The 22,565-nt window shown below is 59.4% G+C and carries 22 protein-coding genes and 4 tRNA genes; 5 read left to right on the top strand and 21 right to left on the bottom strand.

The window, feature by feature from the left end; all coding sequences use genetic code 11:
- Position 1: 1 nt before the first annotated feature.
- From rbsD to CRO59_RS06180, 7 genes are all read right to left on the bottom strand, one after another.
- Positions 2 to 406: a D-ribose pyranase gene (gene rbsD, locus CRO59_RS06210; protein ID WP_027611553.1), complete on the bottom strand. Its 405-nt coding sequence runs from the start codon at positions 404 to 406 to the stop codon at positions 2 to 4.
- The gene (rbsK, locus tag CRO59_RS06205; RefSeq protein ID WP_097088684.1) at positions 403 to 1,320 is read right to left on the bottom strand and encodes a ribokinase; all 918 of its coding nucleotides are present in this window, start codon (positions 1,318 to 1,320) and stop codon (positions 403 to 405) included. The genes rbsD and rbsK overlap by 4 nt, the downstream gene beginning before the upstream one ends.
- A 24-nt stretch (positions 1,321 to 1,344) precedes the next feature.
- Positions 1,345 to 2,364, bottom strand: coding sequence for a LacI family DNA-binding transcriptional regulator (locus CRO59_RS06200; RefSeq protein WP_027611551.1), 1,020 nt, complete (start codon positions 2,362 to 2,364; stop codon positions 1,345 to 1,347).
- Between the two features lie 3 nt (positions 2,365 to 2,367).
- Positions 2,368 to 3,345, bottom strand: coding sequence for an ABC transporter permease (locus tag CRO59_RS06195; protein ID WP_007961238.1), 978 nt, complete (start codon positions 3,343 to 3,345; stop codon positions 2,368 to 2,370).
- The gene (locus CRO59_RS06190; protein ID WP_027611550.1) at positions 3,342 to 4,895 is read right to left on the bottom strand and encodes a sugar ABC transporter ATP-binding protein; all 1,554 of its coding nucleotides are present in this window, start codon (positions 4,893 to 4,895) and stop codon (positions 3,342 to 3,344) included. The genes CRO59_RS06195 and CRO59_RS06190 overlap by 4 nt, the downstream gene beginning before the upstream one ends.
- Before the next feature lie 57 nt (positions 4,896 to 4,952).
- Positions 4,953 to 5,909, bottom strand: a complete 957-nt coding sequence (locus CRO59_RS06185) for a sugar ABC transporter substrate-binding protein (RefSeq protein WP_003226388.1) — start codon at positions 5,907 to 5,909, stop codon at positions 4,953 to 4,955.
- A gap of 202 nt (positions 5,910 to 6,111) precedes the next feature.
- Positions 6,112 to 6,567 (bottom strand): hypothetical protein, encoded by a 456-nt coding sequence (locus CRO59_RS06180; RefSeq protein ID WP_027611549.1) that lies wholly within the window; start codon positions 6,565 to 6,567, stop codon positions 6,112 to 6,114.
- 348 nt (positions 6,568 to 6,915) lie between these two features.
- Here CRO59_RS06180 and CRO59_RS06175 point away from each other — a divergent pair, with 348 nt between their 5' ends.
- The 3 genes from CRO59_RS06175 (at position 6,916) to CRO59_RS06165 (ending at position 9,166) form a co-directional block, all read left to right on the top strand.
- Positions 6,916 to 8,004, top strand: a complete 1,089-nt coding sequence (locus CRO59_RS06175) for an asparaginase (RefSeq protein ID WP_027611548.1) — start codon at positions 6,916 to 6,918, stop codon at positions 8,002 to 8,004.
- Positions 8,005 to 8,181: 177 nt separating this feature from the next.
- Positions 8,182 to 8,472, top strand: a complete 291-nt coding sequence (locus CRO59_RS06170) for a DUF1654 domain-containing protein (protein WP_097088682.1) — start codon at positions 8,182 to 8,184, stop codon at positions 8,470 to 8,472.
- A 4-nt stretch (positions 8,473 to 8,476) separates the two neighbouring features.
- Positions 8,477 to 9,166: an endonuclease gene (locus CRO59_RS06165; protein WP_003226397.1), complete on the top strand. Its 690-nt coding sequence runs from the start codon at positions 8,477 to 8,479 to the stop codon at positions 9,164 to 9,166.
- Between the two features lie 55 nt (positions 9,167 to 9,221).
- Here CRO59_RS06165 and CRO59_RS06160 read toward each other — a convergent pair whose 3' ends face one another.
- Positions 9,222 to 10,133, bottom strand: a complete 912-nt coding sequence (locus CRO59_RS06160; protein WP_097088680.1) for a siderophore-interacting protein — start codon at positions 10,131 to 10,133, stop codon at positions 9,222 to 9,224.
- Positions 10,134 to 10,219: 86 nt separating this feature from the next.
- Positions 10,220 to 10,588 carry a hypothetical protein gene (locus CRO59_RS06155; protein ID WP_027611545.1) on the bottom strand — a complete coding sequence of 123 codons (369 nt, stop codon included), beginning with the start codon at positions 10,586 to 10,588 and terminating at the stop codon, positions 10,220 to 10,222.
- A 250-nt stretch (positions 10,589 to 10,838) separates the two neighbouring features.
- Here CRO59_RS06155 and csrA point away from each other — a divergent pair, with 250 nt between their 5' ends.
- A complete protein-coding gene (csrA, locus tag CRO59_RS06150) occupies positions 10,839 to 11,033 on the top strand; it encodes a carbon storage regulator CsrA (RefSeq protein WP_003179932.1) in 195 nt (64 codons plus the stop codon).
- Between the two features lie 225 nt (positions 11,034 to 11,258).
- On the opposite strand, the gene CRO59_RS06145 is transcribed toward csrA, so the two are convergent.
- From CRO59_RS06145 to CRO59_RS06140, 3 genes are all read right to left on the bottom strand, one after another.
- Positions 11,259 to 11,714: a DUF2214 family protein gene (locus CRO59_RS06145; protein WP_097088679.1), complete on the bottom strand. Its 456-nt coding sequence runs from the start codon at positions 11,712 to 11,714 to the stop codon at positions 11,259 to 11,261.
- 37 nt (positions 11,715 to 11,751) lie between these two features.
- A complete protein-coding gene (locus CRO59_RS28505; RefSeq protein WP_143503098.1) occupies positions 11,752 to 12,015 on the bottom strand; it encodes a hypothetical protein in 264 nt (87 codons plus the stop codon).
- Between the two features lie 224 nt (positions 12,016 to 12,239).
- Positions 12,240 to 12,316 (bottom strand) — tRNA-Val (locus tag CRO59_RS06140).
- Between the two features lie 184 nt (positions 12,317 to 12,500).
- On the opposite strand from CRO59_RS06140, the gene CRO59_RS06135 reads away from it, so the two are divergent.
- A complete protein-coding gene (locus CRO59_RS06135; RefSeq protein ID WP_097088677.1) occupies positions 12,501 to 13,784 on the top strand; it encodes an FAD-binding oxidoreductase in 1,284 nt (427 codons plus the stop codon).
- 145 nt (positions 13,785 to 13,929) lie between these two features.
- Here CRO59_RS06135 and CRO59_RS06130 read toward each other — a convergent pair whose 3' ends face one another.
- The 9 genes from CRO59_RS06130 to CRO59_RS06090 all read right to left on the bottom strand — a co-directional run bounded on the left by CRO59_RS06130 (position 13,930) and on the right by CRO59_RS06090 (position 22,523).
- Positions 13,930 to 14,901, bottom strand: a complete 972-nt coding sequence (locus CRO59_RS06130) for an XdhC family protein (protein ID WP_097088676.1) — start codon at positions 14,899 to 14,901, stop codon at positions 13,930 to 13,932.
- Position 14,902: 1 nt separating this feature from the next.
- Positions 14,903 to 16,138 carry a cytochrome c gene (locus CRO59_RS06125; RefSeq protein WP_097088674.1) on the bottom strand — a complete coding sequence of 412 codons (1,236 nt, stop codon included), beginning with the start codon at positions 16,136 to 16,138 and terminating at the stop codon, positions 14,903 to 14,905.
- Between the two features lie 2 nt (positions 16,139 to 16,140).
- Positions 16,141 to 16,680, bottom strand: coding sequence for a (2Fe-2S)-binding protein (locus CRO59_RS06120; RefSeq protein ID WP_003226408.1), 540 nt, complete (start codon positions 16,678 to 16,680; stop codon positions 16,141 to 16,143).
- The gene (locus CRO59_RS06115) at positions 16,673 to 19,504 is read right to left on the bottom strand and encodes a xanthine dehydrogenase family protein molybdopterin-binding subunit (protein WP_097088672.1); all 2,832 of its coding nucleotides are present in this window, start codon (positions 19,502 to 19,504) and stop codon (positions 16,673 to 16,675) included. The genes CRO59_RS06120 and CRO59_RS06115 overlap by 8 nt, the downstream gene beginning before the upstream one ends.
- Positions 19,505 to 19,991: 487 nt before the next feature.
- Positions 19,992 to 20,068: transfer RNA gene (locus CRO59_RS06110), tRNA-Asp, on the bottom strand.
- A gap of 94 nt (positions 20,069 to 20,162) precedes the next feature.
- Positions 20,163 to 20,239, bottom strand: a tRNA-Asp gene (locus CRO59_RS06105).
- A gap of 55 nt (positions 20,240 to 20,294) precedes the next feature.
- Positions 20,295 to 20,370, bottom strand: a tRNA-Val gene (locus CRO59_RS06100).
- A gap of 168 nt (positions 20,371 to 20,538) precedes the next feature.
- Positions 20,539 to 21,315 carry an SDR family oxidoreductase gene (locus CRO59_RS06095; protein ID WP_027611540.1) on the bottom strand — a complete coding sequence of 259 codons (777 nt, stop codon included), beginning with the start codon at positions 21,313 to 21,315 and terminating at the stop codon, positions 20,539 to 20,541.
- Positions 21,312 to 22,523 (bottom strand): O-succinylhomoserine sulfhydrylase, encoded by a 1,212-nt coding sequence (locus CRO59_RS06090; RefSeq protein WP_027611539.1) that lies wholly within the window; start codon positions 22,521 to 22,523, stop codon positions 21,312 to 21,314. Before CRO59_RS06090 ends, CRO59_RS06095 begins: the two co-directional genes overlap by 4 nt.
- Positions 22,524 to 22,565 lie beyond the last annotated feature (42 nt).

Below are 22,565 nucleotides of genomic sequence, written 5' to 3'. Positions count from 1 at the left end.
ATTAGAACGTTACCCCGGCCACCAGCACGATGTTGCAGTACGGCTGACATTCGCCTGTACGAACAATCGCCCGCGCCTGTCGGCTGAGAACCTTGAATTGCTCATGCGTCAGCAGATCGCGCCGACCGAGGGCACCCTCTTCTTGCAACTCGTCCAGCGCGACCAGGGCGGTCGGCTGCTTGTCGAGGATTTCGTTGGCCAGCACATGGCTTTCCACCTGCATCTCGCTGAGCACGACTTTCAGGGTACTGACAAAATCCGGAACGCCGTGGGTCAGAGCCAGATCAATCAATTCAACACCCGGTGGCACCGGCAGTCCGGCGTCACCGATGACCACCATGTCACCATGGCCCAGGGAGGCGATCAGCCGCGACAACGCGACGTTGAGCAGAGGAGTCTTTTTCATGCGGGTTTGAACGCCTGTACGTCGGACATGGTTGGAATGGAAGGTTGTGCGCCGGCACGGGTCACAGACAGCGCTGCCGCGATCTGCCCGTACCGGATCGCCTCGGCCTCGGATTTGCCACTGGCGAGCGCCGCAGCAAAACCGCCGACGAAGGTATCGCCCGCGGCGGTGGTATCGACCGCCTGCGCCTTTGGCGCCGGGAAGTGCTCGAAACCTTTGCCATTGGCAAACAGTGAACCTTGCGCACCGAGGGTAATGATGACCTTGCCCGCGCCCATTGCGATCAACTGGTTGGCAGCGCTTTCTGCGCTTTGCAGCGAATCGACCGACAACCCGCTCAACGCGGATGCTTCACTTTCGTTGGGGATCAGGTAGTCGATGGCGGCAAACCAGTCTGCCGGTAGCGGACGACTGGCTGGCGCCGGATTGAGGATCACCGTCTTGCCCAACGCACGTGCACGCTTGAGCGCATGCCCTACCGTTGCATCCGGGATCTCGAGCTGGCAGATAATCACGTCGGCCGCTTGCAGCACCGCATCAAAACGGTCGATCACTGCCGGGGTCATTGCACCGTTGGCGCCAGCAACGATCACGATGGCGTTCTGACTGTTGTCATCGACCACGATCAGCGCCACGCCACTGGAATCTTCGACCGTGCTCACCGCCTGACAATCGATCTGCTCGGCCAGCAATGCATCACGCAATTGCACGCCGTAGTCATCGTTGCCAACACAGCCGACCATTGCCACCCGCGCACCCAGGCGCGCAGCAGCGACTGCCTGATTGGCGCCCTTGCCGCCGGACACGGTGGCAAAGGAATGACCGATCAGCGTTTCACCGCCCTTGGGCAGCCGTGGTGCCCGGGTGACCAGATCCATGTTCAGGCTGCCTATTACCACTACATTTGCTGGCATACATCACTACTCGTCAATTCGGTTTCAGCGGTACTCGGTGAATACGCCGGACAGCGGCGCAGTCGATTCGCGCAAGACAATACTCGGGGTCACGATCCGTTGATCGGTGACCAGACTCGGGGTAGCAATCCTTCGCAGCAACACTTCGGCAGCCATCTCGCCCAACTGCAGGATTGACTGGCCGACCGTGGTCAGCGCCGGGTACACGTAGCGACTCATCTGGATATCGTCGAAGCCGATCACCGACAGCTCGCTCGGTACGCGGACATTGCGCTCGGCCGCCGCGCGGAGCACACCGATACCGATCATGTCGTTACCGGCGAAGATCGCACTCGGCGGATTGCTTTCAAGCAGGATCGCCGCCGCGTTGTAACCGCCAGTGCTGGTGAAATCGCTTTCCAGCATGCGCTCGGCCCGCACCTTGATGCCCGCCTCCTGCAGCGCCCGACAAAAACCGGCCTGACGCATTTGCGCCACGCTGGTGCTCGACGGACCACCGATGGTGGCGATGTCGCGATGGCCCAGCTCCAGCAGATGCCGCGTCGCCAGATAAGCGCCATACTCATGGTCGATGCGCACCAGATCGGCGTCGACGCCATCCAGCCCGCGGTCGACGATGACCATTGGCGTCTTCACCCCGGCCAGCCCTTGCGCGAGCCCGATGTCGCCACCGGCGGAGGCGACGATCAGGCCGTCAATGCGCTTCTCCAGCAGCACGCGCAAATAGCTGCGCTGTTTTTCCGGGTTGTCGTCAGAATTGCAGAGGATCACGCAGTAGCCGTTGCGCTCGCAGTAATCCTCGATACCTCGTGCCAACTCGGCAAAATACGGGTTGAGGCTGTTGGGCACCAATAAGCCAATGGTCGCAGTGGTCTTGGCTTTCAGCGAACGGGCCACCGCACTCGGCACATAGTCGAGGCTTTTGATGGCTGCCTCGACCTTCAACCGCACTTCCTGGCTGACCGGGCGCGTCTTGTTCACCACGTGAGAAACCGTGGTGTAGGAAATCCCCGCGAGCGCCGCCACATCCTTGATCGTTGCCATCTGTTAGCCCCGTCGACTGGCGCGTTGGCTGCGATAGGTGTCGAGCACCACCGCGATGACAATCACCGCGCCGGTGATGATGCGCTTGGTTGGCTCAGTCGCGCCGATCTGCGCCAGACCGGCGGCCAGTACCGAAATGATCAACACACCGAAAAAGGTGCTGATCACCGAACCACGGCCACCCATCAGACTGGTGCCACCGATCACCACGGCGGCGATCACTTGCAATTCGAGACCGGAGCCGGCATTCGGGTCTGCAGCTTCCAGACGGGAAATCTGGAACAGTGCGGCAATCCCGGCCAGCAGCCCCATCAGGCTGAACACCAGAATCTTGTACGGTTTTGGATTGATCCCGGCCAGCCGCACCGCTTCCTCGTTGGTGCCGATACCGATCAGGTAACGACCAAACACGGTGCGGGTCAGCACAGCTTGCGCAATAAATATCACCAGCAAGGCAATGATGAACGACGGCGAAATGCCGAACGCGATCGGGTTCGACAGCCAGGCAAACGAATCACCGATGTAGGCGGTGCGCGAACCGGTCATCTGGTACGCCAGGCCACGGGCCATTTCCAGCACACCGAGCGAAACGATGAACGACGGAATGCGCCACGCCACGGTGATCGAACCGGTCACCGTTCCCGCCAGTGCCGCCACCGCCATACCGAGCAACGCGGCCGGCAACACGCTCCAGCCCCAGCCGAGAATCGCCACGCTGACTGTCGAAGCGGCAAGTGCCAGCACCGAACCGACCGACAGGTCGATGCCGCCGATGATCAGTACAAAGGTCATGCCCACCGCCAGCACCATCAGATCGGGAATCTGGTTGGCCAGCGTGCTGAAAGTGTCATAGGACAGAAAGTGGCTGCTCATCATCGAGAACAGCGCCACCATCGCCAACAAGGCCCCGGCCAGGCCCAGATAGGTGCCCAGACCGTAGAAATTGCCACTACGTTTGCCGGCGGAAGATGCAGTTTTCATGGGAGATCCCTAGGCGCCGCTTCATTGAGCAACGCATCACGTTTTTGGTAGCCGGCGAACGCGGCGGCAAGCAAATCATCCTGGGTCCAGCTGTCGCGCTCGAAGGTATCGATCAAACGCCCTGCCGACAGCACACCGATCCGGTCGCAGATCAGCATCAGCTCGCGCAGGTCACTGGACACCACCACCAGCGCCTTGCCCTGACGCGTCAACTCGCCCAGCAAGGCGTAGATATCGAACTTGGCACCGACATCGATGCCGCGGGTCGGCTCGTCGAACAACAGCACCGAGCAATCGCGCTCCAGCCAGCGGCCGATCACCACTTTCTGCTGGTTGCCGCCAGACAATTCCGACACCAACTGAGTTGGGCTGGAACTGCGGATGCGCATGGCGTTGATCTGACGCTGCGCCAGGGAAATTTCGTCGCTGGCATTGACGATTCCTGCCCTGGAAATCTCCGGCATGTTGCCCAGGGCGATGTTGGCGCTGATCGACTGACTGAGCAGCAAGCCTTCACCCTTTCGGTCTTCGGTGATCAAGGCAATGCCATGGTTCACCGCATCAACCGGCGAACGCACACTGACCACCTGTGCCGGCGAACCCAGCGCAATCGTGCCGCTGTCGGCCAGATCGGCGCCGAAGATCAGTCGCAGCAATTCGGTGCGCCCTGCCCCGATCAGCCCGGAAATCCCGAAGATCTCGCCGGCACGCACTTCGAAGGATACATCGCGCACCTTGTCGGAGCGGGTCAGGCCCTTGACCGTCAGGGCCGGGGCGCCGATCTTGCGCGGGCCCATGTCGATGTGTTCGCCCAGTTCGCGACCGACCATCAAGGTGACCAGTTGCTCACTGTTGTAGTTGGCCATCGGTTCGACGCAGACCAGATTGCCGTCACGCAGCACGGCAATGCGTTGCGCGACGCGCGCCAGCTCTTCGAGGCGGTGCGAGATATAGATGATCGAGACGCCACGCGCCTGCAAGCGAGTGATCTGCTCGAAGAGCATTTCCACCTCGCGGGCGGTGAGCATCGCAGTCGGTTCATCAAGGATCAGCACATGGCAATCGCCGATCAGGTTGCGTGCGATTTCGACCATCTGTTGATGGCCAATGCCCAGTTCGCCGACCAGGGTGTCCGGGTCAATGGCATCGAGGCCAACCTGCGCCATGGCCTCGATCGCGGCTTTGCGCAATTGCTTGCGACTGATCCAGCCGCCGTTGCTCGGCAGGTTGTCGAGAAACAGGTTTTCCGCCACCGACAGGGTCGGCAGCAGATTGAGTTCTTGCATGACCATGCGCACGCCAAGCTCTTCGGCCTGGGTGCGACTGCCCGGACGGTAGTCCTTGCCCTGGAATTGCATCTGACCGGTGGTGGGCGTAACCAGCCCCCCAATGATCTTCGACAGCGTGCTTTTACCGGCGCCATTCTCACCGGTCAGCGCCAGCACTTCACCGCGCATCAGCGTCAAGTCGATGCCCGTGAGCACCGGTTGCGCATAGGTCTTACCGATACCGCTGACCGAGAGGACAGCGTTCGGGGCGGAAACTGACATAAAAAACTCTCCATGCGCTCGTCCGGACGGACGAGCGCCGTTGTGTCGCCGGAAGACTTACTTAGTGACCAGCTCGACTGGCGTTTCGATCACGCCATTGACGCCGCTGTCGACTTTTTCGCCCTTGAGGATTTTCAGCGCAGTCTCGATACCGAACACGGCCTGCTTGGCAGCGAACTGATCGGCCGTCGCCAGCACACGACCATCCTTGAGCATCGGCTTGATCGCATTGATGTTGTCGTAACCGACCACTTGGACCTTGCCCGCCTTACCGGCAGCGCGCACAGCGGAAACAGCGCCAACGGCCATGCTGTCGTTACCCGCCAGCAGCGCCTTCACATCCGGGTATTCGCTGAGAATCGACGCAGCAACCTTGTTGCCCTTGTCGATCTCCCAGTCACCGGATTGCAAGGAGACAACCTTGATCTGCGCCGCCTCCATCGCATCCTTGAAGCCTGCGGTGCGTTGCTGGGCGTTGGTGGTGGTGGACACGCCTTCGATGATGCCGACCTCGTCACCGGCCTTCAGTTGCTTGGCCAGGTATTCGCCGACCAGACGCGCACCTTTGCGGTTGTCCGGGCCTACGAAAGGCACGCTGATGTTTTTGCTTTTGACGATCTGCGGATCAAGCTGGTTGTCAATGTTGATCACAGTGATGCCGGCATCGACGGCTTTCTTGATCACCGGCACCATGGCTTTGGAATCGGACGGTGCGATAACGAGCGCGTTGACCTTGGCCAGAATCATCTGCTCGACGATACGGGTCTGGCCGGCGGTATCGGTCTCGTCCTTGATGCCGTTGGAGATCAGGTCGAAGTCGGCGGAGTGTTCTTTCTGGTAGGCCTTGGCGCCATCTTCCATGGTCAGGAAGAATTCGTTGGCCAGGGATTTCATGACCAGTGCGACTTTGGGTTTTTCCGGGGACTCGGCGAAAGCCGAAGAGACAGGTAGTGCGGCGGCTGCGGCAGCCAGCATAGCGACAGCAAGAAGACGTCCAGCGAATGGCAGCTTCATGGGTTCACTCCGATCTTATGATTATTGTGAGCAACGCTCGCGCTGGCGTAAGCTTCAGCGCTCTCTTCCGGATAATAGTGCACCGGGGAAGCCGCGCAAACGTTTGCGTAGACCGAACTATGCGAATCCCGCCGACATTTGTCAACAATCAGAAATCGTCGTTGTATTGCGGGGCGCAATCGTCTGATTCACCCCTTACCGCTTAAGCCGTGGTGCTGACCAGGTTGCCGCTGGTGGAATCCTTGGACATTTCCTTGACCAGTGCCGCTGCGACTTCCATCAGCGCGCCGCTAGTTTGCGCGATCTGCCCCTGAACGGACATCACCGCCTGTGACTTGGCCTCGGGCGTCGGATAGCTCGCCGCCTGTGCCGCCGCCAGTTGCTGTTGCTGCTCCTGCAGTTGCTTCTGCAATTCCTGCATGCGCTTGAGCAACATTTTTACGGTCACGCTCAGACTGTCGCCGCTGTCAGCGCTATCCGCCTTGCTGGCTTCTTGCGCGGGACCACCGGTGCGAACTTGATTGCTCGGTTCTTTTTCAACGCCAAGCGCCTCGTCGGCCGCATCCGCTTCCGCCTGGTTCATTGCATTGATTGTCGCTGCGGTTTTACCGCCAATGGTGACTGAGCCGGGATTTGAAAAACCGATCGTCAGTGACATGTGAACTCCCTAAATAAACGTTTCCTTCCACAGCCATCGGCTTGCTGACGGGTTTCTTTAGCAGAAAACCTGAACCGGCAAGCCGTTGCGGTCGCCAGGAGGTGTAGTCCCTTTCGGTGAACCGAACACGAAAGCTTCCTTTGTTCGGAAACCCGGATAAGCCATTCACTCAATAATCCGCAAACTTACAAAATATTGATATAAATCATCAGGTTAAACATTTCTCTAAAGCAAAGTAGCACTGGTACAGATCCTGCTCCCTAGCCTGCACCCCGGGCATTCAGATCGGCTCGGGGCGCATCTAGATGAACCTGCATCAGCACCGTCTCACTACTAGAGAGAAAAATAATGAAATCTGCTTTCAACACCTTGGTTCCGGGCGCTTTGGCCCTCCTCCTGCTCCTGCCCACTGCCCTTCAGGCAAAAGAAGTCGAAACCCAGACCAAACTCGCCAACGTCGTGGTGCTTGCCACGGGCGGCACCATTGCCGGTGCCGGCGCCAGCGCAGCCAACAGCGCCACCTATCAAGCGGCCAAAGTCGGGATTGAACAACTGATCGCCGGCATCCCCGAACTGAGCAAACTGGCGAACGTGCGTGGCGAACAAGTCATGCAGATCGCTTCGGAAAGCATCACCAACGACAACCTGCTGCAACTGGGTCGCCGCGTATCGGAACTGGCCGACAGCAAAGACGTCGATGGCATCGTCATCACCCACGGCACCGACACCCTGGAAGAAACCGCGTACTTCCTGAATCTGGTGGAAAAAACCGACAAGCCGATCATCGTGGTCGGCTCGATGCGTCCGGGCACCGCCATGTCGGCGGACGGCATGCTCAACCTGTACAACGCCGTCGCCGTCGCCAGCAGCAAAGAAGCGCACGGCAAAGGCGTGCTGGTAACCATGAACGACGAGATCCAGTCCGGTCGCGACGTCAGCAAAATGATCAACATCAAGACCGAGGCGTTCAAAAGCCCTTGGGGTCCGCTGGGCATGGTGGTTGAAGGCAAATCCTACTGGTTCCGCTTGCCGGCCAAGCGTCACACCATGGATTCGGAATTCGACATCAAAAACATCAAGAGCCTGCCTGACGTAGAAATCGCCTACTCCTACGGCAACGTCGACGACACCGCTTACAAGGCCCTGGCCCAGGCCGGCGCCAAAGCGATCATCCATGCCGGTACCGGTAACGGTTCGGTGTCTTCGCGCGTAGTGCCATCCCTGCAAGCCCTGCGTAAAGACGGCGTGCAGATCATCCGCTCGTCCCACGTCAACGCCGGTGGTTTCGTTCTGCGTAACGCCGAACAACCTGACGACAAGTACGACTGGGTAGTCGCTCACGACTTGAACCCGCAAAAGGCCCGCATTCTGGCCATGGTCGCCCTGACCAAAACCAACGACAGCAAAGAACTGCAACGGATGTTCTGGGAATATTGATTGGCCCTCGCCTGACCCTTTCGGGTCGGGCAACCTGCTCACCACTCGCCCGTGCGGCGGGTGGTGCTGCCACTTACGCTGAGCGCGACTTTTTCATACAAAATAATCGACCCGACCTACACCAAAAGCGGAAAAGCGCTGTCAGAGGATTTTCTTGAATTTTAAGCAGTTGCGAAAATGCTTACAGGCAAATACTGTATGCACGTACAGCTTAATAAGGATAACCTCGTGGCCACCTCTCCTGATGCTCCTGACGCTTACGAACGCATGGGCATGCGCGTTCAGAAAATCATCAATTCCCCTACCGCACAAAAAGCCAAAGCCGCACTGATCTTCCGTCTGCCGGACGAGCCTGTGGATGCATGGGAGCAACTGCTCGAGGAAATCGACGAGAACGACAACGTCACACTCGCCTATCGCGACGATGGCGGCGTGCAGATTTTTTGGGTTGTGCCGAAGGAAGATTGATTCAATGAGTGTCCGCTGTTTTGCTTTGCTGCTGCTGTTCATCGCTTTTGGCGCCCAGGCTGGCGCGCCCCGCACTTTTACCGAGGCCAAAAAGGCCGCCTGGAAACTCTATGCACCGCAGTCCACCGAGTTTTACTGCGGCTGCAAGTACACCGGCAACAAGGTGGACTTGAAGGCATGCGGTTACGTGCCGCGCAAGAATGCCAAGCGTGCTTCACGCATCGAATGGGAACACATCGTCCCGGCGTGGGAGTTCGGTCACCAGCGTCAATGCTGGCAGTCGGGCGGGCGCAAGAACTGCACCCGCTATGACCCGAGTTACCAGAAAGCCGAAGCCGACCTGCACAACCTGGTGCCGAGCATTGGTGAGGTCAACGGTGACCGCAGCAACTTCAGTTATGGCTGGCTGCCGGTGCAATCCGGGCAGTACGGCTCGTGCCTGACCCAGGTCGACTTCAAGGCCAAGAAGGTCATGCCGCGCCCGTCGATTCGCGGCATGATCGCGCGCACCTATTTCTACATGAGCAAGCAGTACGGCTTGCGCCTGTCGAAACAGGATCGGCAACTGTACGAAGCGTGGGACAAAACTTATCCAGTGCAGGACTGGGAACGTCAACGCAATCAGAGCGTGGCTTGCGTGATGGGACGCGGCAATGAATTTGTCGGGCCGGTAAACCTGAAAGCCTGCGGCTGATTCTTCAGCGCAAAAGAAAAGGCCTCGAACGTGATGTTCGAGGCCTTTTTTGTTTTTAGCTGCCAGCCTTGTTGTAGCGCCAGTAGCCCATCAGATTGAGTGACTCGCGGGGGATACCGCACTCCCTGATCAGGTATTTGCGCAGACGCATGACCGCCGCGCTTTCTCCGGCAATCCAGCCATAAAACCCTTCAGGGGCCGTGTTGGCGATCTCCCAGAGTATGTCTTTGTCGATATCGACTTCGGCGAGTTCGGCAGCTTGCCCGACCGATGAATCCTCTGCCGGCAGGAACGCCTGCTGCACTGCCTTTACCATCAGCGCCCCAGCCACTACTTCTGGCGCCTGATCGCGAATCAGCCACTGCACCGACAGCCCAGGCCAATCCGGCACCGGGAGCATGTCTGGTGCGCTGTCCACTTCAAAGTAAGCCTGAGTCTGAGGCGGTTCAGCCATGGCAGCCAACTCGTCAAGAATGCCCATGGCGGCCGGCAATGCCGTGGCATCGGCCACCAGCAAAACCTCCTTGAGCACCTGCGGCGGTTTCCATTCGAACCCTCCGGCGTCCTGCGCGGAAAAACCGCTGTCAGGAGCGAGAATCTGCATCGACGCTCCTGGCTGCGCACGCAGCGCCCAGCGCGACGCGGGACCGGTTTCGCCATGCAGAACAAAGTCGATGTCGACCTCGCCTTGCTCGGCGCGCAAATGACGAATGGTGTAGGTACGCATTGCTGGCCGCCGGCTCGCCAGCATCGAACGAAAACGCGCGTACCAGCCCTCCTCCTGCGCAAGACTTGCAGGCGATCCATCTTCAGCAGGGAAGAACAATTTGACCCGCTGATCCGGCGCCCAAGTGGCCATGCCACCTATCGAAGGGTCGGCGAGCGTGATCCGCATCATGTGCGGACTCACCAGCGTCTTGCGGTGCAAAACCGCATTGAAGAGTTTGTAGGGAGCGGCGGAGGCCATGCGGAGCTCCTTCGGGAAATCGTGATTGACTCGTATAAGACGAATCGCCCGCGATGTCCTTTAGGCCGCTCCGCTGAAAGTGCTGCTTACGGCGCGAGCGGATGCTCGACGAGCACCGACTCGACGTTCTGCTTCTTGGCCTTCACCAATGCCGCATCCACCTCTACCTTGCGCGCTTGCGCGTCGGCCTGGGAGTTGAACGGGCCAATCAGGATCCGCGTCTTGCCGCTGCTGTCCTTGATCACGGTCGGCACGAACGCATGCTCGATCAACCAGCCACTCAGGTCACTGACAGCCTGAGGCGTTTCGCCGCGTACTTCGAGGTCCCATTGCGGGGCGGACGCTGCCGCAGGTGCGGCCGCGACGGCCGTTTTCGGCTTCTGCACGTCTACACTCTTGCCTTCACCACATCCCGCCAATGCCAGTGCCGCGACCATCCAGACCAATTTGCGCACAACGCTTTCCTCGAAAATCACAAAGCGGCGATCTTAACATTCATAAATACTTCGCGAGGCCCGCAAAATGGGCACAAAACAACGAGATTGATGATTGCAGCCTCTGTATAGTTACGCCCTGGGAATTAATGCCGCATCTGCGCGTCAGAAAGAGGCACCCAAACCGTGAGACTTCGCACTAATCTATACGTACCACCGACCTCTGCACTGTCTGAATCAGGTGCCCTACAAAGCAATCAAGGAGAAGACCATGCTGATACTCACCCGCAAAGTCGGTGAAAGCATAAATATTGGTGATGACATTACGATCACCATCCTCGGCGTAAGCGGTCAGCAAGTCCGTATCGGCATCAACGCCCCGAAAAACGTTGCCGTGCACCGTGAAGAGATCTATCAGCGCATTCAGGCTGGCCTGACCGCCCCGGACAAGCCACAAACTCCCTGAGCCGCATTGCAGTCAGTAGCCAGTCCGTTTGCCTCTGCGTAATGACTGGCTAAAGATTCACGCGCCGTACTGCCATCCGCTCCCCAGTCCACTTGGCACGGCGCCTGACACATCCCTTCTCCGCTTCATTCGCTTCCCTTCCTTTCTCCAGCAGCGCGATACTACCTGCGACTGCCAAGCCTGGCTGTCAGACATTTCCGAGAGGACACAGGGAATTGCTCCCTGCTAGCCGAACGTCACGCCGCGCGCCATGCCGGTAGCTGCAATCATCATCAGTACCAACAGCAGCGCCTCGACATGGCTGATCCGTGCGAACAGCTTTGCACGTCCGGTATCGAGCGCCTTGCCCCGCGCCAATGCGATCCGCCATTTGACCAGCGTGATCATCGGCGCCAGCTCTGTCAGCAGAATCAGCACGAACAACGTCATCTTCAAATGAAACAGCGGCTGGTGCAGATAATAGTCAGTGCCCTTTTCAAAGCCACCGAAGGCGCGCATGCCACCGGTCACCAGTAGCACCAGCGCAGCAATCCCCCACAGATTATCAGCGAGCAAAACCCGCCTGGCCTCACCGACGCCAGCGGCCAGACGACTGAACGCCGTGCCACGGGTCAACACGGCCCAGAAGCCCAGTGCAAAAGCCAAGAGATGAATCGCGGCGAGAAACCAGTGAACCAGCATCGACGAACTCCTTTGAGAAAGCCCTGGAAAACGCCAGTCAGTAGTAGTCGAAAAAAACCGGTTTCGCCCGCACACGATCGTGGGGTTGGAAAGCTTCGCACTGGAAGCCGGGAGACAAAAAGCGCAATTCACCAAATCGCAGGCAAAAAAAATCCCAAGCAGCTGATGGAAGCTTGGGATTTAAAAATGCATAAACCGTGGTGGTGAACGCGGGGCAGATGTTACTGAACTTCACGATCAGCAACAACATTTTTTTGATAACCGGTCGGTTAAAAATACCGGTAACCCCTTCAATATCCACACTTTTTCGACGGATCCAAAAAAAGAACAGAACGCAATATCAACAGATCGTGTTATTTCGAAACACGCTAAGCGCTTGGGTAACGGAACAGATGCAGTGTCGAGAGGTGCGCTGAGGTGGGGGTTTTGAAAAAACTTTGCAAAAGTTTTGCAAATCGCAGACAACAAAAAAGGGCCCACCTTTCGGTGAGCCCTTCTAGACCGCCCAGCAGAGCGGATTTTGTTTGGTAGGCGCGATTGGACTCGAACCAACGACCCCCACCATGTCAAGGTGGTGCTCTAACCAACTGAGCTACGTGCCTGCTGTGAGGCGGCATTCTACGGAATTCCGGAGGGGTGTCAACACCTTTTTTTCACCTAACCCTATGAATATGCAAAATATTTAATTTCGGGCCGGCAGATAAGATTTTTCCGGTGGCTGGCGGAGGTTTTTCAACTCGGGTAGGATCGACGCACTCGTAAAATATATTAAACAGAGGCTGCAGGATGGCGAACACCCCTTACCCAGAGTCTTATTACGCTGCGTCGGCCAATTCCGTACCGCCACGTCCGGCCTTGCAGGATGATGTGGAGACGGATGTCTGTGTGATCGGCGCCGGGTATACCGGGCTGTCGTCGGCGTTGTTTCTGTTGGAGAACGGTTTTCGCGTGACAGTCCTGGAAGCTGCCAAGGTCGGCTTCGGTGCGTCGGGGCGTAATGGCGGGCAGATCGTCAACAGCTATAGCCGTGACATCGACGTCATCGAGCGCACGGTTGGCCCAAAGCAGGCGCAACTGCTCGGGCAGATGGCCTTCGAAGGCGGCCGGATCATTCGGGAGCGCGTGGCCAAGTACGACATCCAGTGCGACCTGAAGGACGGCGGCGTGTTCGCCGCGCTCTCCGCCAAGCAGATGGGACACCTGGAATCGCAGAAGCGCCTGTGGGAGCGCTTTGGCCACACGCAACTGGAACTGCTCGATCAGCGCCGCATTCGCGAAGTGGTGGCGTGCGATCAATACGTCGGCGGCATGCTCGACATGAGCGGCGGCCACATTCATCCGCTGAACCTGGCGCTCGGTGAAGCCGCTGCGGTCGAGTCCCTCGGCGGCACCATCTATGAGCAATCGCCAGCCGTGCGTATCGAGCGTGGTGCCAACCCCGTGGTGCACACGCCGCAAGGCAAGGTCAGGGCCAAGTTCATCATCGTTGCCGGCAACGCCTATCTCGGCAATCTGGTACCGGAACTGGCGGCGAAATCGATGCCGTGCGGCACCCAGGTAATCACCACCGAACCGCTGGGCGATGAGCTGGCGAAATCTCTTCTGCCACAGGATTACTGCGTCGAAGACTGCAACTATCTGCTCGACTACTACCGACTGACCGGCGACAAGCGTCTGATCTTCGGCGGCGGCGTGGTTTACGGTGCGCGGGATCCGGCGAACATCGAAGCGATCATCCGCCCGAAAATGCTCAAGGCGTTCCCGCAACTGAAGGACGTGAAGATCGACTACGCGTGGACGGGCAACTTCCTGCTGACCCTGTCGCGCCTGCCGCAGGTTGGGCGTCTGGGCGATAACATCTACTATTCGCAAGGCTGCAGCGGCCACGGCGTGACTTACACGCATCTGGCCGGCAAGGTACTGGCCGAGGCGTTGCGCGGTCAGGCCGAGCGTTTTGATGCGTTTGCCGATCTGCCGCACTATCCCTTCCCGGGCGGGCAGTTGCTGCGCACGCCCTTTGCGGCATTGGGTGCGTGGTATTACGGGTTGCGTGACAAGCTGGGGTTCTGATCAGTTTTCTTGACTGACAAGAAACTGTGGCGAGGGAGCTTGCTCCCGCCGGGTCGCGCAGCGGACTCTCTTTTATCTAAAAAGAAGGCCTGCTGCGCAGTCCAGCGGGAGCAAGCTCCCTCGCCACAAATTTGCAGAATCCAGATCAGAGCTGGTCTCGGGCAATTCCGCTACGAATCCGCAAGATATCCGCCAGCACCGCCAAAGCGATCTCCGCCGGTGTCTTGCTGCCGAGGTTAAGCCCGATCGGCGCATGAATCCGCGCCAACTCGACCTCCCCCAGCCCACCAATCCTGCGCAGGCGCTCGAAGCGTTTCTGCGAAGTCTGCTGCGAACCCATGACGCCGATGTAAAACGCCTCGGTGCGCACCGCTTCCATCATCGCCAGATCGTCGATGCGCGGATCATGGGTCAGCGCCACCACCGCGGTATCGCGATGACAACCACCATCGGCGATGAACACCGAAGGCAGTTGCCGACGAATCTCCACGCCATTCAGCACCACGCCTTCGAGCACTTCATCGCGCGGATCGCAGAGAATCACTTCGAAACCCAGACCCACCGCGAACTCGGCACAGGCCTGCGCCACGCTGGAGTATCCCGCCAGCAACAGACGCTGAGCAGCACCGACGCGAATCCGCACCCGATCAATCTCGCGCTCAATGCGCGCACCCTGCTCGCGATCAGCAAACAGACTGCGCGCACCGCTGGCCAGATCAACTTCGCGAATCAAACGGCGCTGACCAAGCAACGCCGATTCGAGTTCACGCAGATGCGCCTGCACCTCGCAGTCGGCGTCAAATTTCTCTACCAGCACGTCGAGAATGCCGCCACAGGGCAGGCTGACCCGCGAGCGCGGATCATCACCTTCGCCGTAACGCACCACGTTGACCGCATCGAGAAACGCACCTTCAGCGACGCGCTCGAGAAAGTCTTCCTCAACACAGCCACCGGACAGCGAGCCGATCCACTGGCCTCTATCGTTCACCGCCAGCAGCGAACCCGGCGCACGCGGCGCCGAGCCGTAAGTGGTCAGCACCGTGCAGAGCCAGATGCGCTGCCCCGCCACCGACCACTCCAGTGCCCGCCGCACAACCTGTAGATCGAGATGCTGCATGTCAGTGCGCCTTGTGCTCGACAGCTGGAGCGTCAGCTTGCAGTTTCTGCACGTCGCTCACTGCCAACTCTGCCGATTGACCGCCCCAGCCTTGACGCAGGTAGTTCAGCAGATCAGTCAGTTGCTCAGGTTTGAGCTTGTCGGCGAAACCCGGCATCGGTTGCATGTGTTCGAATCCAGCGAATTTCTGCTCACCGATACCGTCCTCGATCACCCGCACCAGGTTGCGCGGATCTTCCAGGCGCAGCGTGGTATTGCCGCGCATGGCCACGGCGATGTGCGGTTTGCCTTCACCACCGGCGGCATGACAACCGGCGCAGACGTTCAAATATTCCTGACGGCCGCGTTGCGCACTCGGGCTGAGTTTGTCCAGCGACACTTCAGTCAGCTCTTTCGCCGCTGGCGGCTTGTCGCCAAGCAGGAACGTCGCCATCGCCGCCAGATCCTGATCGTTCAGACCCTGAGTGCTGTTGTGGAACACCGGGAACATCTCGTTGAACATCGTGCCCTGGGCGCTCATGCCGTGCTTGAGGAACGTGCTCAGATCCTGCTGATTCCAGCCGCGCGCCGCCAGATCGGTGGCGAGCAGGCTCGGTGCCAGATAACCGTTGAGGATGCCGCCGGTCAGGCGCTTGTCCAATTGCATCGCGCCCGGCAGGCCGCGTGGCGTGTGGCATTCGCCGCAGTGACCGAGCACTTCGACCATGTACTGGCCGCGCTTCCAGGCTTCGCTTTTGCCTTCGCCAGATTCCAGCTTCAAGGCCTTGCCGTACAGCATGTTCCAGCCGATCAGGCCCGGACGCACATTGAACGGAAAGCTCAGGCTGGTGACCGGCGCAGCGCGCTCGATCGGCTCGATGGTTTTCAGGTACGCATGAATCGCATCCGAGTCTTCCCGCGGCACCAGGTGATACGAGGTGTACGGCATCGCCGGATACAGATTGGCGCCGTCGCGAAGCTTGCCTTCGGTCAGTGCAGCGAAGAATTCGTCATCGCTGTACAGACCGATGCCGTGCTCTTTGCTCGGGGTGATGTTGGTGCCGTAGATCGTGCCGAACGGCGAAACGATCGGCAGCCCGCCGGCAAACGGCGCGCCGCCCGGCGCGGTGTGGCACGCCATGCAGTCGGCGGCGCGAGCAAGATATTCGCCGCGCTTGACCTGATCATCAGCGTGAGCAAACAACACCGGCGCAGCCAGCCCGACCGCCAGGGTCAGGCGGGTCAATAGATGCTTCATGCTCAACCCTCCTTGACCAGGCCGAGATCGGTCAGCACGTTGCGCGTAGCGTTGTAGTAACGCACGTACCCGGTGCAACGGCAGATGTGGTGGCCGAGGCTGTCCTCGATGACTTTTTCCAGTTGGCTTTTGACGATCGGCTGGCGCTGCAGCTTCTCTACCAGCACCGTCGCGGCGTTGACGAAGCCCGGTGCGCAGTAGCTGCACTGGAAGGCGAATTCGTCGACGAAACGCTGCTGGATCGGGTTCAGCTCGGTGACCTGACCGCTCTCATCACGCTTGGCATGACTTTCGATGGTGCGGACTTTCTTGCCTTCGAAGTAATGTGCGCCGGTGATGCAGGTGCGCACTTCTTCGCTGGTGCCGTCCGGATTGTCGACGATCACCACGCAGGCGTGGCAGATACCCTGGCCGCAGCCCAGACGCGAACCGGTGAGGTTCTTGTATTCGTGCAGATAGTCGATCATCGGCAGGTCATCAGGGATGTCCACCGGGCCGACGGATTGACCATTGAGGGTCAGTTGAAGCGGACGGTTAGCCATTGAGGGCCTCCTTGATGCGCGCAGCAGTGATTGGCAGATCGCGAACACGTTTACCGATGGCGTGCGCCACGGCGTTACCGATGGCACCAACCACCGGGATCATCACCACTTCGGCGATGCCTTTGGACGGATCGCTTGGCGACAGCGGCGGCAGAATCTCCGCGGTCTGCTTCCACACCGCAACGTGACGGGCCATCGGCAGGCGATAACGGTTGAAGTTCCAGTCACCCTCCCCCGGTCCGCCTTCGTACAGCGGCATCTCTTCCATCAGCGCGTGACCGATGCCCATGGCAATCCCGCCTTCGAGCTGGCCTTTGACCAGTTCTTCGACCAGCACCCGACCGCACTCGACCCAAGAATGGTGGTTGAGCACCTCGACTTCCGCCGAGCCTTTGTTGACCTTCAGCTCGACCAGAGTTGCGACCGGGCTGTAGTAAGTCACCGCCGCGTTGTTCAACTGGACCACCGGATAGTTGATGTTCTGGCGATCCAGCAGGTGGAAACCCGCCGTGCTCATCAACGCTTTCTTCGCCTTCGGCGCGCCATCACCGTACTTCACTGCGAGACCGTCGAGCGGCAGACGCTCGCGCACGCCGTCGATGCTGTATTCGGCCTCGGCCCAGCTCCAGCGGTTGAACGCGTGCACGGTGGCGCCGGTGACCAGACCACGTTCGTGAGCGCGTTTGGCCAGCTCTTCGAAGCTCAATGGCTGCATGCCATTGGCAGTGAGCTTGCCATCGACCCAATGCGCATCTTCACGACGCACCACGTAAGGGTTGGCTTGACCGCCGTAAGGGCCCTGACGCCAGATTTCCATGGCCGCCGGCCACAAACCGTTGTTGAACAGCACGCGCGCCGCTTCACGGGTGGCGTGACTGAAGTAGTAGGCCGAGTTGGTCGCGGACGACGCCGAGGCCAGCTTGCCAACCCAGCGCGGGTTGCGCAGCAGGTTGTCCTGTTCTGCCTGGCTCATGATGTAAGGGTTGCCGCTGGTGATCAGCTGCATTTCCTTCCATTCGGTTTCGCCGGTCTTCACGTCGTGCGCCGGGCTGCCAAGGAAATCAGCAACGATCAGCGCCTGCGAAGTGGACATGCCAGTGCCGATTTCAATACCGATGTGACGCAGGGTGATGCGACCTTCAGCAGTGAATTCGATGCTGGCCATCGGCGCTTCGGAACCGGTGCCGAAGTCTTTCTGGCAAATGGCAAAACCCACGCCGTACCAGTTGTCCGGGTCGGCAGCTTCGCGCTGTTTCTTGATCGCGTCGCGGTTTTTCCAGACTTCGTGCACCGAGGCCTTGTCGAGAATCTCGTGCAGGCGCAGGGCACCGGCCGGAATCGCGCCCTGGGTGTTTTTCATGCCCGAACGCAAGGCGTTCTTGCGACGCAGATCAATCGCGTCAACGCCGAGGCGGTTGGCGATTTCGTCGACCATCATTTCGGTCGCCGCCATGCTTTGCAGGGTGCCGTAACCGCGCATCGAACCCGCTTCAACACCACGCGAGTGATAAGCGGTGACCTGCAGATCGTTCTGCGGCATGTAATAGATCGACTGCGCTGCCGTGGCACCGACTGCCGCTACCGACGGGCTGTAGTTGATACGGCCACCACCGTCGACGCTCATCTCGGCACGGAAAATCTTGAAGCTGTAGTCGTTCTTGTCCACTGCGAGCTGATAGCGGATATCGAACGCGTGACGCTTGATTCCGCTCTGGAACTGCTCATAGCGGTCGTTGGCCAGACGGATGGGGACACCGGCGCCGTACAGCGCAGCGAGGGCCGCGTAGTAAACGAAGATGTTGTGGTCTTTGGAACCGTAACCCACGGTGTAACCCGGGTGCATGTTCAGGTTGGCCAGGCCGAAGCGCGACGGCGCGATCATTTTCGCGGTCTCGGTCGCCGCTTCCAGCGGGCACTGAGTGGCGACCACGAAGTGCAGGGTCTTGGTTTTCGGGTCGTACCAGCCGTTGCCGTTGTCCGGCTCCATGGCGGCCGGTTCGATCGACGGAGTCTTGTAGCGCTCGTCGAACACCAGCCAGTTGTCCGGCGGCGTATCGATCTCTTTTTTCATGCGGTCGGCGTAGAACAGGCCGCGCTCGGTCAGGTTGCCGTGCAGGTTCGGCTGGGAATTCCACACCGGACGCCGGTTTTTCAGCATCGGGAACAGAATCGAGTCTTTCAGGCTGGCGAATTCGTCTTCGTCGGCCGAAGTCGGGCCACCTACGCGCACGTAGCGGAAGCTGCCATAAGGGTCGCCTTCGTAGTACGGCACTTGTGCACCGTAACGAATCGCCTTGTCATTGAATTTGAGTTTGTTCTTGGCCTGACGGAAACGCTCGAAATCGTTCCAGATCAGGATCGCCACCGGGTGGCCGATGAACATCGGCACTTTGCCTTCCGGCAGCAAAGGGTCTGGCGCGTGTTCTTCGGGGAAGACGATGCCGTCCTTGTCCAGATCGGCAGCGGTGACGATACGGTCAGGTTGCAAGTCGGCGCCCAGCCACGACAGGTCGTAGCCTTCGTAGATTCGGTCGGCCTTGATGGTTTTCAGCAGCATGGCGTGGCCTTGCTGTTCAGGCCAGCCCGGCATGTCCTTGGAACGAATGTCGCGGGCAAATACTTTGCTGCCGCAGACCTTGGACAGGGCGTCGTTACGTTGGCGTGCCTTGCCGTTGTTGCCGAGCCACTTCTCGGACGGCACGGTGACGCTGTTTTCCATCAAGGCAGCCAGCGCCTGACTGCTGAGCGGCGTGAGCGTAACGCTCACACCCGCCACCAGCCCGCCCTGGAGGAACGAGCGCCGGGATATATCACGGTTGGACATGGATCATCCTCTGGGCGGTTATGTGTCCGCCCTTCTGGTTATCTACTGGGAATCTCGAGTCTTGCAGAAGCCCTTCTTGGCGAAACAAAGGGCGTGTTGACAGTGCAAAGCTGACCGAAAGGTTAACTTTAAAGGTTTCTGAGCGTCCGGCAAACAACCAGTTACAAAAATTTGACTAAAGAATCAAAAAATCAATGCGACGTGGCACCGCAGCAGATCGCCGGGCAATTCGACAACCCCCTGTGGGAGCGGGCTTGCTCGCGAAGGCGTACTGTCAGCCAGCACATTATTAGCTGGCACACCGCTTTCGCGAGCAGGCTCGCTCCCACAGGGATTTGCGCTGGATTGAGGAGGGAGGAAGAGAGGAAAGCCAAATTTCAGACACAAAAAACCCCGGCCTTTCGACCAGGGTCTTTGCTATCGATTCCGAAACAACCAACGGTTGCTTTCGGTGTTTCAAGGCGTTCAGTGGTCCTTGAAACAGATATGGCGCAGCGGACGGGACTCGAACCCGCGACCCCCGGCGTGACAGGCCGGTATTCTAACCGACTGAACTACCGCTGCGTATCGCTTTGAGCTTGCGCTCAAGTAACTCGTTTTGACTGAAAGCTTCGGTGCTTTGCAATCGCGAACCAGACAATGTCTGACTCGTAAAATATGGCGCAGCGGACGGGACTCGAACCCGCGACCCCCGGCGTGACAGGCCGGTATTCTAACCGACTGAACTACCGCTGCGCGTCGGTGGAGGCACTTTCAGCCTACCTCTTGCTTTCGCAAGTTTCTCGGGGAGTGGTGGGTGATGACGGGATCGAACCGCCGACATTCTGCTTGTAAGGCAGACGCTCTCCCAGCTGAGCTAATCACCCGTTTGCATCTCCGAGGCCGCGAAATTTACGCAGGTAGCGAACCTAAGTCAATAGCAGGATTGAAGTTTTTCTGAAAAAGACGAAATTGCTTCATTCCCTGAAGAAAGCAACAACCCTGAAACCGCTATCGCGAGCAGGCTCACTCCCACAGGTTTGCGGCTTCGCTTCTTAGTCCGTGTAAATCATCTTCTTGGTCATGCCGCCATCCACGACGAATTCCTGCCCAGTGACAAACCCGGCATTGCGCGACAACAGCCACGCGACCATCGCCGCCACATCCTCGACCGTCCCTACCCTGCCCGCCGGATGCTGAGCATGATCGGCATCGGCCAAAGGCTCGGCTCGCCGCGCAGAAGGATCCCGGGCATCAATCCAGCCAGGACTGACCGCATTGACGCGAATTTCCGGCCCGAGGCTGATCGCCAGCGCGTGGGTCAGCGCCAACAACCCGCCCTTGCTCGCCGCATACGCCTCGGAATCAGCCTCCGACTGCCGCGCACGGGTCGAGGCCAGATTGACGATCGAGCCGTTGTGCGCGCGCAGATACGGCGCACAGTGCTTGGCCAGCAGCATCGGCCCGCTGAGATTCACCGCCAGCACCCGATTCCAGTACGCCAGATCGAGACTTTCCAGGGTGATGTTGTGCGGGTCGGCGACTGCCGCGTTGCATACCAATGCATCGAGACGACCGAATTGGCCCAGCACTTCGGCAACGCCGAGCGCGACCTGACTTTCATCCGCCACGTCCATGGCGATGAACCAGGCATTCTCGCCCAGCACCTTCGCCACTTTCGAACCGCGCACACGATCGAGATCAGTCAACACCACTTGCCAGCCTTCGCTGATCAACCAGGCCGCGATACCCAAACCGATGCCGCGCGCAGCACCGGTAACCAGCGCCACGCGGCCATGGGTGCCCGCCTTCGGAGTAGACAACTCGATCACAACGCCGCCAGACCGCGCGACAGATCAGCCTGCAGGTCCGCCACGTCTTCCAGACCGACCGCGATGCGGATCAGGCTGTCACGAATCCCTGCTGCTTCACGCTCCTGTGGCGCCAGACGGCCATGGGAGGTGGTGCTCGGATGAGTGATGGTGGTTTTGCTGTCACCAAGGTTGGCGGTGATCGAGATCAACCGGGTGGCATCGATAAAGCGCCACGCGCCCTCTTTGCCGCCCTTGACCTCGAAACTCACCACCGCGCCGAAGCCCTTCTGCTGACGCTGGGCCAGTTCATGCTGCGGATGGCTCTTGAGACCGGCGTAATGAACCTTCTCGATACCGTCCTGCTGCTCCAGCCATTCGGCCAGTTGCTGGGCGTTGGCGCAGTGCGCCTTCATCCGCAGATTCAGGGTTTCCAGGCCCTTGAGGAAGATCCACGCGTTGAACGGACTCAGTGTCGGCCCGGCGGTGCGCAGGAAACCGACAACTTCTTTCATCTGCTCGCTGCGACCAGCCACCACACCGCCCATGCAACGGCCCTGACCGTCGATGAACTTGGTCGCCGAGTGCACGACGATGTCCGCGCCGAGTTTCAGCGGCTGCTGCAAGGCTGGCGTGCAGAAGCAGTTGTCGACCACCAGCATCGCGCCTTTGGCGTGAGCGATTTCCGCCAGTGCGGTGATATCCACCAGCTCGGCCAACGGATTGGACGGCGACTCGACGAACAGCAGCTTGGTGTTCGGCTTGATCGCCGCATCCCAAGCCGAGAGATCGGCCAGCGGCACGTAGTCAACTTGCACACCGAAACGCTTGAAGTATTTCTCGAACAGGCTGATGGTCGAACCGAACACGCTGCGCGACACCAGGACGTGATCGCCGGCACTGCACAGGCTCATCACCACCGCCATGATCGCGGCCATGCCCGTGGCGGTGGCGACCGCTTGCTCAGCGCCTTCCAGCGCAGCGATACGCTCTTCGAACGCGCGCACGGTCGGGTTGGTGTAGCGCGAGTAAACGTTGCCCGGCACTTCCCCGGCAAACCGCGCGGCCGCGTCGGCAGCGGTGCGGAACACGTAGCTGGAAGTGAAGAACATCGGATCACCGTGTTCGCCTTCCGGCGTACGGTGCTGACCGGCACGTACGGCCAGGGTATCGAACGCTACGCCTTCGAGGTCGCTGTCCAGCCGACCGGCATCCCATTCCTGACTCATGCTGTCACTCCTTGCCCTGTTCTTGAAAATTAAAAGTCAGAT

Origin of the sequence: Pseudomonas sp. LAMO17WK12:I5 (genome assembly GCF_900215165.1) — a bacterium.
GTDB classification, from domain to species: domain Bacteria; phylum Pseudomonadota; class Gammaproteobacteria; order Pseudomonadales; family Pseudomonadaceae; genus Aquipseudomonas; species Aquipseudomonas putida_A.
This window is presented reverse-complemented; position numbering and strand designations above follow the sequence as displayed.

Coding starts and splice junctions, on each gene's coding strand:
- rbsD (WP_027611553.1), bottom strand. CDS start 406: ATGAAAAAGACTCCTCTGCTCAACGTCGCGTTGTCGCGGCTGATCGCC.
- csrA (WP_003179932.1), top strand. CDS start 10,839: ATGCTGATACTCACCCGCAAAGTCGGTGAAAGCATAAATATTGGTGAT.
- CRO59_RS06130 (WP_097088676.1), bottom strand. CDS start 14,901: ATGCAGCATCTCGATCTACAGGTTGTGCGGCGGGCACTGGAGTGGTCG.
- CRO59_RS06120 (WP_003226408.1), bottom strand. CDS start 16,680: ATGGCTAACCGTCCGCTTCAACTGACCCTCAATGGTCAATCCGTCGGC.
- CRO59_RS06090 (WP_027611539.1), bottom strand. CDS start 22,523: ATGAGTCAGGAATGGGATGCCGGTCGGCTGGACAGCGACCTCGAAGGC.
- CRO59_RS06115 (WP_097088672.1), bottom strand. CDS start 19,504: ATGTCCAACCGTGATATATCCCGGCGCTCGTTCCTCCAGGGCGGGCTG.
- CRO59_RS06145 (WP_097088679.1), bottom strand. CDS start 11,714: ATGCTGGTTCACTGGTTTCTCGCCGCGATTCATCTCTTGGCTTTTGCA.
- CRO59_RS06165 (WP_003226397.1), top strand. CDS start 8,477: ATGAGTGTCCGCTGTTTTGCTTTGCTGCTGCTGTTCATCGCTTTTGGC.
- CRO59_RS06185 (WP_003226388.1), bottom strand. CDS start 5,909: ATGAAGCTGCCATTCGCTGGACGTCTTCTTGCTGTCGCTATGCTGGCT.
- CRO59_RS06195 (WP_007961238.1), bottom strand. CDS start 3,345: ATGAAAACTGCATCTTCCGCCGGCAAACGTAGTGGCAATTTCTACGGT.
- CRO59_RS06180 (WP_027611549.1), bottom strand. CDS start 6,567: ATGTCACTGACGATCGGTTTTTCAAATCCCGGCTCAGTCACCATTGGC.
- rbsK (WP_097088684.1), bottom strand. CDS start 1,320: ATGCCAGCAAATGTAGTGGTAATAGGCAGCCTGAACATGGATCTGGTC.
- CRO59_RS06175 (WP_027611548.1), top strand. CDS start 6,916: ATGAAATCTGCTTTCAACACCTTGGTTCCGGGCGCTTTGGCCCTCCTC.
- CRO59_RS06170 (WP_097088682.1), top strand. CDS start 8,182: ATGCTTACAGGCAAATACTGTATGCACGTACAGCTTAATAAGGATAAC.
- CRO59_RS06135 (WP_097088677.1), top strand. CDS start 12,501: ATGGCGAACACCCCTTACCCAGAGTCTTATTACGCTGCGTCGGCCAAT.
- CRO59_RS06200 (WP_027611551.1), bottom strand. CDS start 2,364: ATGGCAACGATCAAGGATGTGGCGGCGCTCGCGGGGATTTCCTACACC.
- CRO59_RS06125 (WP_097088674.1), bottom strand. CDS start 16,138: ATGAAGCATCTATTGACCCGCCTGACCCTGGCGGTCGGGCTGGCTGCG.
- CRO59_RS06160 (WP_097088680.1), bottom strand. CDS start 10,133: ATGGCCTCCGCCGCTCCCTACAAACTCTTCAATGCGGTTTTGCACCGC.
- CRO59_RS06190 (WP_027611550.1), bottom strand. CDS start 4,895: ATGTCAGTTTCCGCCCCGAACGCTGTCCTCTCGGTCAGCGGTATCGGT.